This is a genomic window from Amycolatopsis sp. MJM2582, assembly GCF_000754115.1.
Taxonomy (GTDB): domain Bacteria; phylum Actinomycetota; class Actinomycetes; order Mycobacteriales; family Pseudonocardiaceae; genus Amycolatopsis; species Amycolatopsis japonica.
In genome coordinates this window covers 28,414-40,492 of record NZ_JPLW01000003.1, presented here as the reverse complement: position 1 = coordinate 40,492, position 12,079 = coordinate 28,414, and the positions used below count along the sequence as shown (strand labels likewise).

General features: G+C 63.5%; 6 protein-coding genes and 1 tRNA gene. 5 read left to right on the top strand and 2 right to left on the bottom strand.

Annotated elements, in window-relative coordinates:
- Positions 1–5 precede the first annotated feature (5 nt).
- Together ED92_RS18830 and ED92_RS18825 are read right to left on the bottom strand one after the other, a co-directional pair.
- The gene (locus ED92_RS18830; protein ID WP_037340464.1) at positions 6–620 is read right to left on the bottom strand and encodes a trimeric intracellular cation channel family protein; all 615 of its coding nucleotides are present in this window, start codon (positions 618–620) and stop codon (positions 6–8) included.
- Entirely contained in the window at positions 620–1,273 is a 654-nt protein-coding gene (locus ED92_RS18825; protein WP_005155565.1) for a response regulator transcription factor, read from the bottom strand. Before ED92_RS18825 ends, ED92_RS18830 begins: the two co-directional genes overlap by 1 nt.
- 371 nt (positions 1,274–1,644) lie before the next feature.
- Here ED92_RS18825 and ED92_RS18820 point away from each other — a divergent pair.
- The 5 genes from ED92_RS18820 to ED92_RS18800 all read left to right on the top strand — a co-directional run.
- Positions 1,645–1,717 (top strand) — tRNA-Arg (locus tag ED92_RS18820).
- Positions 1,718–2,632: 915 nt separating this feature from the next.
- Positions 2,633–4,753, top strand: a complete 2,121-nt coding sequence (locus tag ED92_RS18815) for an AIPR family protein (protein ID WP_037340462.1) — start codon at positions 2,633–2,635, stop codon at positions 4,751–4,753.
- 262 nt (positions 4,754–5,015) lie between these two features.
- Positions 5,016–7,160, top strand: coding sequence for an N-6 DNA methylase (locus tag ED92_RS18810; RefSeq protein WP_200882729.1), 2,145 nt, complete (start codon positions 5,016–5,018; stop codon positions 7,158–7,160).
- On the top strand, positions 7,157–8,578 hold the full coding sequence (locus tag ED92_RS18805; RefSeq protein WP_037340461.1) for a restriction endonuclease subunit S: 1,422 nt from the start codon (positions 7,157–7,159) through the stop codon (positions 8,576–8,578). Before ED92_RS18810 ends, ED92_RS18805 begins: the two co-directional genes overlap by 4 nt.
- A partial coding sequence (locus tag ED92_RS18800; RefSeq protein ID WP_037340460.1) for a serine/threonine protein kinase occupies positions 8,578–12,079 on the top strand: 3,502 nt, incomplete at its 3' end. The genes ED92_RS18805 and ED92_RS18800, both read left to right, overlap by 1 nt.

Sequence of the window (12,079 nt, the reverse complement as noted above, 5' to 3'; positions counted from 1 at the left end):
ACGTTTCAGCCGGTCTCGGGCCCTTTTGCAACAGGTGCGTTCCATCTACGCCACAAAGCGAGCATCCGGACCCCCACGACGGCGGCGGCTGCTACCACCGTGACCGGCCCCGGCGGCAGTCGCAGAGCGTGACCGATCACGACGAGCACGGCCCCCGCGAGCGCCGCGACCGCGTAGATCTCCTTCCGCAGCACGAGCGGGATTTCCCGCAGCAGGAGATCACGCACCGCACCGCCGCCGATACCCGTCGTCATGCCGATCAAGCACGCCGCGTAGGGGGTGGCGCCCGCGTTCAACGCGATGGTGGTTCCCGCCGTCGCGAACACCCCGAGCCCGAGCGCGTCCGCGAGGAGTACGGCACGCCGCAGCTTCGCGATCTGCGGATGGAAGACGAACACGATCAGCGCCGTCCCGCCGCAGACCGCGAGATAAGGCCAGGTCCGCAGGGTGGTGGGCGGCGTGATCCCGAGCAGGACGTCGCGGATGACCCCGCCGCCGAGCGCGGTCGTCAACCCGACGACCACGACTCCGAAGACGTCCAACCTGGACCGCACCGCCGCGAGCGCCCCCGAAGCGGCGAACGCGATCAAGCCGAGGAACTCGAGGGCGGTGAGGATCATTACTGGTCGAGCAGGCCACCGCGGTAGGCCAGCAGCGCGGCCTGCACCCGGTTCGCCGCGCCGATCTTGGACAGGACGGCCGAGACGTAGCCCTTCACCGTGGCCTCGGACAAGTGAAGGCGGCCGCCGATCTCGGCGTTGGACAGCCCCTGGCCGATCAGCCCGACGACCTCACGCTCCCGCTCGGACAACGAGGCGAGCAGCTTGCGTGCCGGCTGCGCGGCCCGCTGCTCGTCCCGATGCGACTGCACCATGCGCGCCGCGACCCCGGGGTCGAGCACCGCGCCACCGCGGGCCAGGTCGCGGACGGCCCTGAGCAGCGCCGCCGGGTCGATGTCCTTCAGAAGGAAGCCATTCGCCCCGAGCCTGAGCGCGAGACTGACGTAGTCGTCGATGTCGAACGTGGTCAACATGGCCACGGTCGGCGGATCCGGCAGGGCCAAGATCGCCCTGAGCGCGCGGATGCCGTCGTCCGGCGCCCGCATCTTGATGTCGAGCAGCGCGACGTCGGGGTGGTACCTCCGGGCGACCTCGACCGCTGATCTCCCGTCGCTCGCCTCGCCCACGATCTCGATATCGGCAGCGCCCGACATCATGGCACGCAGGCCCGAACGGACCAGTTCCTCGTCGTCGGCGAACATGAGCTTGATCAACGAAGCCCTCCGGCAGCCGGGGGAGCGGCGTCTCGCGTCCCGTTAACGAAGATTACCTACTGTTGTTCAGGGTTTCGAAACCAGACACGTACGAGTGACCCGCGCGGGTCATCTGTGTCGATCTAGCGCTCGATTCAGACCCTGTTTTGCCTGGATCGAGTGTCGCCGCTCCTGAGCGGATCCGCAGGTCGAGTGTCACTGGACGGCCAGTGTCGCTGTCCGGCCGCTTGCTGTCGCCGGCCTGCCGGGCAACCGCCGTTCGGGGCATTTCGGACTTTCACCGGGCCGGCCGCTTGGTCCGCCCGGGTGTGACTTGCGACCTCGCGCTCGGGCGGCTCGCGTCACCCGGTAGGCTGCGCCTGGCAGTACATGCCCTCGTAGCTCAGGGGATAGAGCACCGCTCTCCTAAAGCGGGTGTCGCAGGTTCGAATCCTGCCGGGGGCACCGAAGTGATAAAGCGGTTCTACAGTTCAGCACTGTTCCTCCCTTGACACTGGCGTTGAAGCAGAACGCCAAGCCCAGATCTCTTCAGTCTCCCTTAGTCTCGTATAGGGTATGGCTGGCGCTGGCTACCCTTGCGTGTTTCTTCTTTCCATGCCGGGTCGGTATCGACACTGATTGTCTGCAGCCGTGATTCTGGGGCGGTCTGAGGACAACTCCCAAGCGGTGCGAGTGGGCGGATGCTCACAGTAGACGCCTTGCATCGTCCTTGCAGCGACGGTGGCCCAGGCGACGGTCCGGACGACATAGAGAGCGACTACCGAGTGACCTGAATGTTCCGGATTGATACTGGAGGGCCAGGCACTCATGCCGGTAACGACGGTGCACCGGAGGAAGGCGAAACTCCACCACATCAGGGTGAAGCGGACGCCGCAGACGCCTGTGCGCAAAGTAAGCAGGGTGGCAATGGTTACGTCGGCGAGGAGGTTAACGGCGGTGGCCAACAGACTAGAGTAGGGCTAGCACGATCCACACTATTGACACGCTCACCGCACGCCGAGCTTGTGATGGATCAGGAGTTGCTACCCAACGGAGCGGGCGCCATGTGCGCCGCCACCCGCGAGCCGCTGTGCCCATCGCCCGATGCGCAGCTCCGACCTGATGGGACTCCGTCACCGCATCGGTGCATCGCCTGGCGAATCGACGCCGCGGAGGCGATCAGCGAGGTCGTCGAATCTGGTGTTCAAGTCCACGCCGATGTAGGAGCGGCCAAGTTGCCGCGCGACCAGTCGTGATGCCCCGTGCCGCTGAACGGGTCGAGCACGCGCCCACCCGTCGGTATCCTGACCCTTGCCGGGAGAGCCGCCGTGACCACATCTAATAGAGTGATTCGACTGGCACTCGTGAGGGGACGAAGGCATGAGCGTGGTGCAGGTTAGATATGTCCGCAAGGTGCTGGAAGAGCGCTTCGCTGATCTCATCGACCTGACGGACCAGCAGTGGCCCACGGAGAAGCATCGCGAGGACGCTCGCCTCAGCCGCAGCCTCGCCGCTCTCGCCACCCAAATCGAGCGCCCTTGCAGCGATGCGGTTGCCGCTCAAGCAGTGTTTGACGGCCAGGACGACCGCGGGCTGGACTCGATCGCAATCGAGCTGCGGTCGGCCCAGCCACGCATCTCGCTCGTTCAGGCCAAGTGGAATCATCAAGGTAAGGCGAAGTTCGGCGAGGACGAAGTCCACAAGATGCTCCGCGGCCTAGACCTGATCCTGCACCTCGACTTCAACCGCTTCAACCGCCGCTTCCAGCGGCATGTACCCCGGCTCGAGCAAGCTTTAGAGACTGAGGGTGGAACACCGAAGATCACCTTGGTGCTGGCGCTGATGCGTACTGAGCCGCTCAACTCCGAAGTGCGTCGGCTCCTGCAGGAGGGCATCGATAAACACAACCAAGTCGTGGACATGGTCGACTACAAGATCCTCGATCTGCGTGACTTCCACCGCGAGATCCTCGGCAACGCTGCGGCGCCGAAAATCGACACCCGAGTGCGGCTCGAAGGCTTCGGACACGAGTCAATGCCGTACCAGGCCATGTACGGGACAATGTCCGTACCAGATGTCGCCGACCTGTTCACCGAGCACCGCCGGGGGCTGTTTGCCAGGAACATCCGCGATGCGCTCGACCTGACGGACGTCAACATCAAGATCCGGAACACCCTGCTCGAACACCCCGAGCACTTCTGGTATTTCAGCAATGGCATCACGATGCTCTGCGACAGCGTCAAGCCCGTTGGGCCCTCGGTGGTACCGGGAGGTGTAGGCGACTTCCATCTCACTGGCGTCAGCGTCGTCAATGGGGCTCAGACAGTAAGCGCGATTCACAAGGCCCACAGCAGCGACGCCGAGAAGGCCGCCAAAGGCCGAGTGCTGGTGCGCCTGATCTCCCTGGAAAACTGCCCACCCGGCTTCGGTGACCAGGTCACCACGAGCACGAACACGCAGAACCCCATAGAAGACCGCGACTTCAAGTCCCTCGACCCAGGCCAGGTCAAGCTCCGCGAGGATTTCGCGCTCTCGCTGCATCGCAGCTACGTCATCAAGCGCGGGGAGCCGAAGCCCGACCGTGAACACGGCTGCTCGATCACTGAAGCGGCCGAAGCGCTCGCAGCCACACATCCCAATGCTGAGTTCGCCGCTCTAGCCAAGCGCGACCTCTCCGCCCTCTGGAGCGACGACGCTTACCAGGAGCTCTTCGGCTCCTCGCCCGACGCATACCAGGTGTGGCGCTGTGTACAGCTGCTGCGCGCGGTTCGCGACCGGCTTGCTGACCTCAGAGAAGGATTGCGCGGGCGGGCAGAGGCTGCGGCAAGCTACGGCGATCTACTGATCGCCCACGTCGTGTACCGTCAGCTCGACACCAGCGCCATCAAGGATCCGAACGCGGACTGGGACGCGCAGCTTGCTCGTGTTCCTCCGCTCGTCGAGGATGCCCTCGGCTGGGCGCTGCAGGCAATCGATAAGGAGTACGGACCCACCAGCCACGTGATCGCAGCGGTCCGGAACACGGAGCGCATCCAGAGGGTGGCCCGCACCGCCGTGCGAGGCATGCTGGCCGGCCATCCTGCACCAGCACTGGACGCGGAGTACCAGGTTGTAGACAACGATGAGTCAAGGGGGCGCCAGGTCGATGCCGTCAAGACGCTGGTCGTGGTCGGCCGCATTCCCGACGGAACTGTGCTGGAATTCCGTCCTAGCAGCAGGCCGCAGCGCCGCGAAATGACCGAGTGGCTGGCCGAAGAACCGTCCCGAGGCCTAGCCGTGTGGCGGAACTCCGCCTCGAAGCAGCTGCAATGGCAGGCAGACATGCAGTGGTACTCGCCGAGCGGCCTCGTACGGCAAATGCGCCGCATGGCGTCGGGGAAGGATCAGGCGGTGCAGGGGCCAGAGCACTGGTACGTCCCAGAAGAGGGGTCACTCAGCTACCTTGCCGACGCTGTGCGCGCGGACCAGGGCTTGGTCGATGAAGTGCCCGAGGGTGAGTAGCAGGAGTACGTACGTGGGTGCCTCTGCGCCAGTCGTGCATCACATGGAAGCCCCTTGCTGACTCTCAGCGGCGGGTTGTCGGTGGTAAGCAGTAGGCTCACCACTCGCTGGCGATGCTGGTGACCTTGGTCAGCTTCGAAGGACGGAGCCTGCCCGCATTCGTGACCTTGATTCGCTGGTGAAGCGGGCTTGGTTACCGGACTTCGTCCGCTGCCCGAGCCTAACGCACAGAGAAGAGTGGACCTTGTTGGAGGAGCTGACCTTGGACCTGGAGATCCCGCGTTTCGCGGAACCGGAGACATCCCCGGAGGCGGCGACGCAGCCCAAGGTCACCAGCCTCGGCGAGGGCGAAGTCGTCGACTACATCACCAACACTCCGGTCAAAGACACTCCGAAGGAGAAGGTCCGCCAGCGCATCGCCCGGGCTCTCTTCCACGAGCACGGCATCTCGCCGGGAGACATGGAGCGCGACTTCCCCGTCACGGTTGGTACAGACGGCGCCCGCACGCGGAAGAAAAAGGCTGACATCGCGATCTTCGCCCACGGCTCGCAACACACCGAGGAGAACCTGCGCCGGGTCGTAGTCTGTAAACCTGAGCCCAACCGCGGCAAGAACGTAGTCAAGCTTCGCGAGCCAGACCAGGCTGAGAAGGACCTTCAGGATCTCAAGGACCTCCTCGGTGCCGAAAACCGTCCTGAGTGCGTCGACGGCATGTGGACCGACGGCGTCGATTTCTTCTTCCTTAAGAAAATCGTCGGCCAGTTCGGCGCGACGTACGAGCACCGCAGTGACTGGGACGTGGCGCCCGAGAGCGTCGGCAGCCGTACTGTCGCCTCCCACCAGCGGCTGCGCCGGGCCGAGCCGGAGATGCTGAAGACCACCTTCCGCCGCTGCCACAACTACATCCATGGCAATGAGGGCATGCCGAAAGACGCCGCATTCTGGCAATTTCTATATCTGCTTTTTGCGAAGATGTACGACGAACGCAAGAGCCGGGGCACGGGCCGCGCTCGCTTCCGCATTGACATGACGGAACCGTTTACCGATGAGGGTATAGCCGACATCAGCAAGCGGATCAAAGACCTCTTTGAGGAAGTCAAGGCCGAGTACGCCAAGACGAACATCTTCAAGCCGACCGACGAGATCACGTTGTCCGACCGTGCCTTGGCATTCGTCGTCAGTGAGCTCGCCCCGTACGACCTCGGCGGCACCGACGTTGACGCCAAGGGCATCGCATACCAGGAACTGGTAGGCACCAATTTGCGCGGCGACCGAGGCCAGTACTTCACTCCGCGCGGCGCCGTGCAACTAATGGTAGAAATCCTTGACCCGAAGGAGGACGAAACCGTCCTCGATCCGACCTGCGGCACCGGCGGCTTCCTCCAAGCCACGCTCAACCACCTGCACCACACCTGGCAGAAAGAGGAGGGGACGTACGGTTTCCCAGACACCCCCGAGCAACAGGAGCGGTTCAGGGACAAGCTTCGCGCGTATGCCGACGAGCACTTGATCGGCGCGGATTTCGACCCATTCCTCGTGCGGGCCACGACCATGAACATCATGACGTTGGCGGACACCACGGGGAACGTCTTCCATATGGACTCGCTCGCCTTCCCGAGAGGACATCTGCCAGGTGTAGAACCCGCTAGGGCGATGATCCCGATCGATGAGGGGCACCAGACGGTGGACGTGCTGCTCACCAACCCACCCTTCGGTGCAGACATCCCGATCAGCGACGAATCGGTGCTGGGATCGTTCCGCGACGGCGTCGCCAAGTCCTGGGGTCGCGACAAGGCGACCGGCAAGCTCGTGGAGAGCGCCACCAGCAAGCCGGCGAGCATGGCTCCAGAGCAGCTGTTCATCCAGCGGGCCATCGAGTTCGTCAAGCCCGGCGGCCGTATCGGCATCGTCTTGCCCAATGGCATTCTGTCCAATCCCGGCCCGACGGACGAAGCGATCCGCCGCTACATCCTTGGGCACTGCTGGGTGCTCGGAAGCGTCGAGCTGCCGGTGGAGACCTTCATCGTCGACGCCAACGTCAATATTCTGACCACACTGCTCTTCCTGAAGAAGAAGACCGCGCAGGAGGTCCGCAACCACCGCATGGGTACCGAGCAGCCATACCCGGTTTTCATGGCTGTCGCTGAGAAGGTCGGCTTCGACCGGCGAGGCAACGAACTGCATAAACGCCATCCGAACGGCGACGTCGTCATGGAGACGACGGTCGAGCGCGAGCGGATTCGCATCAACGGGACGGAAGAAGTCCGGGAGCTGAAGCGGAGTCGGCCTGCCATCGACAATGACCTGCCAATTATCGCGGAGAAGTACCGAGAGTTCCGCGAAAAGCACCCCATGCCGGGATTCGATCCGCGTGCGGTAAAGGCGGATGTGAGGACCCGAGCGTGAAAGTCGTCAGTCTAACCAACCCAGTCACGTCGGAATGGCTCGCCGACCAGGAATTCCGACTAGATCCATCGCCTTATTTGTCGGGTGCGCTAGAGGCTAGAAAGCTGTTGGAGCGCTTGCCGAATACAGTGCGGTTAGACAGCGTGACAGCGGGATACAACGGGGGCATCTTCAACGGACCCAAGTTTCGACGCGTCTACGTTTCCGACCCGGAGCACGGAGTGCCGTTCCTTGGTAGCACCGACATGCTGGAGGCCGACTTCACGAACCTGCCGCGACTGAAGAAATCCGACGCGGAATCCGACAAGCTGGCATACCTCCAAGTCAAGCCTGGAATGACCCTCATCTCATGCTCTGGATCCATCGGCAGAATGGGATACGTGCGCCCGGACATGACCGGCTTCTGGTCATCGCAAGATGTACTAAAGGTTCAAGCAGACCCAGAACGCGTCAAGTCTGGTTACCTTTACGCCTTCTTATCGAGCCGCTTCGGCGAAGCTCTTGTGAAGAGTTCGGCATACGGGGCTATTATTCAGCACATTGAGCCGCACCATATCGCCGATCTTCCAATACCGCGGTTCAACGAGGGGATTGAGCAGCGAATCCACGACTTGATAGAGGAGAGCGCTCGACTACTGGCCGACTTCCAGGAAGGACTGGTTAGCGCGACGGAAGACTTTTTCAAGAGTGTTGGCCTGCCCGAATTGATCGACTTGCGTTGGCATCAGCAAGAGCGAGACCTTGGATTCGAGGTGGAAGAGGTCGGGCCAATCTCACTGCGAGCACTCAACTTCGCTCCACGCGCACTGCAGGTCGTCGAGAAGCTCAGCTCGGTTCCACACAGGACCCTAGGTGAGATTTGCGCCGAGGGCAATTTGGGCTCGGGGACCCGCTTCAAGCGCATCGATGCCGACCCTACACATGGCGTACAGTTGGTAGGTCAGCGGCAAGGCTTCTGGTTGCGCCCTGAAGGCCGATGGATCAGCGCCGAGCAAGCCCCGCCAGGCATCTTCACACAAGATGAAACAGTCATGATTGCCGCTCAAGGAACGTTGGGGGAGAATGAAGTATTCTGCCGCCCACTCTTCGTTACTGGAAGCTGGTTGAAATACGCTTACACACAGCACTTCTTGCGTGTCGTCAGCGGCGATGCCGAAATCCCCGGGGCATACCTATTTGCTTTTCTCCGATCCGAAGCTGCTTTCCGCCTACTCCGCTCAATGAGCGTAGGAGGCAAGCAGCAGGACATTCACGAAAAACTGCGCGGTAAGATCCCGATCCCCCTCGCCGACCTCGACGACCGTCAGCGCATCGCTGAAACAGTACGCCTTGCCTACTGCAACCGTGATCGCGCCGATGTTCTCGAAGACCAGGCGCTCGCCCTGCTGACCAAAGCCATCGAGGAGGCCGCTGCCTGATGGGTGCCAGGATCGTTGCCGTTGGGGAGGCCGTCAACGATGCCGAGCGGCGGGTGATCGCACATCTACGCGATCACGGCCCGGCCGACTGGACAGTCCTGCACTCTGTAGAAATCCCGCAGCGTGACGAGTTGTTCGAGGTCGACCTCGTTGTCGTCACTGGGCATGCCGTGTACGTCATCGACGTCAAGGGCACCCGAGGCCGCATCGAGGTCGAAGGGAGCCGTTGGCATCCGGCGCAGCGGGCACCATTCAAAAGCCCGCTGCCTAAGCTTCGCGGACACGCTAAGAAGCTGAAGAGCATCCTGGAGCACACGTACCCACAGTTGTCACGCGTCTATACGAACGCACTCATCGTGCTGCCCGCACCCGATGCGGTGCTGGTCGACCACACGCCGGACCAGCGGGACCTCAAGGCGACCGTGACGCTGCCCGAGTTGATCGGCCGACTCGCCGACGTGAGCTGTGTACCTGTGACGACCCGCCCCGTAGATGCGAACATTTCGGCCCACCACGCGACCATCGTCACCACCGTCCAAGGCTCCTCCCGAGCCCCGTCCGGCCCCCTCCGCTTCGGGAGCTGGGAGGTGATCGAGCGGCTTAGCGAGTCCCAGCGCGCGCCCGGCATCGACGTATTGGACGAGTACAGGGCGAAGAACGCCCTCGCCGTGCAGGGGTCGGGTACGGTGCGACTATCGGTGCGCGCCGCTGACCCATACGCTCCCACTACCGACCGGTTGATGCGGCAGAAGCAGATTGGTATCGCGTATGAAGCTCTGGGGAAGCTGCCGCCGCACCCGCATATCGTCGGCGTGCGGGACTTCTTCGCACTGGAGGACAAGAGCGCGGTCGTCACCGTCTACGACGACGTTCCCGGACATGCCCTACGGCTTCACCTGGGCGACGGCGCCGACGATCCGCTCACCGCGGACGCCAAGCTGCGGACTATCCGGCACGTTCTCCTGGGTCTGGCGCACGCACATAACCGTCGTATCGCGCATCGTGAGCTGAGTCCGTCCACCATCCTGATCACGCAGGATGGCCGAGCTGTGCTGACGGGCTTCGACTATGCGAAGACGGCGCAGCGGCGTGGCCACACCGTCATGCACCAAGCCCATGCTTCTGCAGACCTAGCATATCTGGCCCTCGAGTGCCATGCGGATCCAGCGAAGATGGGGATGGCCTCGGATATCTATGCCGTAGGGGTCATCGGCTTCGAGCTGCTCACCAGCCATCTGCCGTTCTCTTCCGCTGCGGAGCAGGCCAGTGCGGGAGGGCGGCTGCCCGCGAGCGAACTTGAAGCCGCCGGTGTGCGCACCGAACTTGCACACTGGCTGCAGACGTTATGTGCTACGGACCCCGCGCAGCGACCGACCGCTGTGCAAGCGCTGCGCAGGCTAAACCTCGCGCTGGGCGCACAACGCGCCCCGAAGAAGCGCCTAGGTTCCGCCGCTCCTCCTCCACCGCCAGGTACGCCGCCGCAAGCGCCCTCCGCGGCAGCCAACGGGGCCCGTGGTCCCGCGTTCTTCAAGAACTTGCCCGCTGACTTCCCGCTCGGCACGAAGTACATCGTGCGCAACCGGCTGGGTCGCCCAGGTTCCTTCGGCGTCGCCTATCGGGTGTACGACACCATCAGAAACATCGACCGGGCAGTGAAACTAGTCCTGCACGACCGGGACTCGCCACTGGAGCGGCTACGCCGCGAAGCGAGCGTGCTGGAGCGTCTGACCAGTTCTCCGCATCCGAACGTGGTCGCAATGGTGGATGCCGACCGGCTACTGCCGCCGGACAACTACCCGTATCTAGTCTTCGAGTTCGTCGAAGGTAAGGATGTCAGTGAGGCAATCCGCGACGAGCGGCTCAGTCCGGCTGATGTGCTGAGTCTTGGGATCGATACAGCCCGGGGACTCGCACACATCCACCAACTCGGCGTGTGGCACTGCGACATCAAGCCTAGCAACCTGCTGTGGACCGACGGTGGCGTCAAGCTCATCGACTTCGGGATCGCCAAGACCGCGGACTCCTCCGAAGGGCACACTCACACCAGTCCCCGCTACACGCCACCCGACTTGGACGAAGTACCGGCCGACGGTAGCGGTTTCGCCGACCGTGACCTGTTCGCGCTGGGTGTGACGATGTATGAGGTGCTGACCTTCGGTCAATATCCGTGGGGAAACGTGGGGCAGCCCCCGCCTGGGGCGCGTGCCCTCGACCCGCGTACTGCCTTCAGTGGATTCGGTGATCTGGCTCCGGGCCTGGTGGAGGTCCTGCTGAAGGCCATCTCCCCGTACCGTGCCGAGCGCTTTACCTCTGCCGAGGAGTTGTGCACGGCGCTGGAGGCGCTTGGGACCGCCCGCGTGACTAAGTCGCGGCCTGTCCAGCCGATGGACGCCATCCCGTCCGGCGTCTTCCCGGATGTCCCATCCGCCGAGCCCGCACCGAATTCCAATCCGTACGTTGCCCACCTGCAGACGCTCTACAGCCAGAGCCATCGCAGCAATCGGGGCACCCGTGGCCTCGATCCGCAGGGCATGCAGGTGTACGTCGAAACAGCCCTGGACCGCGAGCTGCTTCCGGCTTTGACCGCGGGCCGACACGCGTTAGTCGTCGTCACCGGTAACGCGGGCGACGGAAAGACAGCATTTCTAGAGCGTTTCGAAGCCCAGGCCCGCGAGCTTGGTGCCCGGTTCGGCCCGCAGCGCGTCAACGGCAGTGATTTCACCCTCGATGGGCGCCGCTTTCGGACCAACCACGATGGCAGCCAGGACGAGGCCGACGCCGCCAGTGACGATGTCTTGGAGGACTTCTTCGCACCGTACGCGGGCGAGGACGCCACCGGCTGGGCGCAGCTGGGAGAAACCCGCCTGATCGCGGTGAACGAGGGGCGTCTGGTGGACTTCCTCAGCCACCGCCATGAGCGTTTCCCGCTCCTGTCCAAACTGACGAACATAGGGCTGGGGGGCGGCGCGACCGGTGACGCAGTTGCCGTGGTCAATCTCAATGCGCGTGACGTGACGGCCCGCCCGGTCGATGGAGAGGGCAATCCTCTCGACGATGAGTCGATCCTGGAGCGGATGCTGGACCGGATGACACACGAGCGCTTCTGGGAGGCCTGCGATTCCTGCGACATCGCCGACACCTGCTACGCGCGGCACAATGCCCAGACGTTCCGCCACCCCGACGCAGGCTCTCAGGTGAAGCGCCGGCTGCGCAGGACGTACGAGCTCCCCCAGCTACGTGGCCGTCTCCACATCACCTTGCGCGACCTGCGTTCTGCCCTCGCCTACACACTCACCTCAGGACGGGACTGCGCAGAGATTCACGCGCTGCACGCAGCAGGCGATGCACAGCCCCTGCTCGACAGTTACTACTTCTCGGCATACCTGGGTACGTCGCCCGCCTCAGACGGGAAGCCCGCAGAGCAGGACCGGTTGCTGCGGTTGCTGCGGGAGACGGACGTCGCTGCGGTACCCCAACCACAGCTGGACCGGCGGCTCGATT

Bases quoted from the DNA above. Each gene is read 5' to 3' on its own strand.
- ED92_RS18830 (WP_037340464.1), bottom strand. From the start codon at position 620: ATGATCCTCACCGCCCTCGAGTTCCTCGGCTTGATCGCGTTCGCCGCT.
- ED92_RS18815 (WP_037340462.1), top strand. From the start codon at position 2,633: ATGAGCGTGGTGCAGGTTAGATATGTCCGCAAGGTGCTGGAAGAGCGC.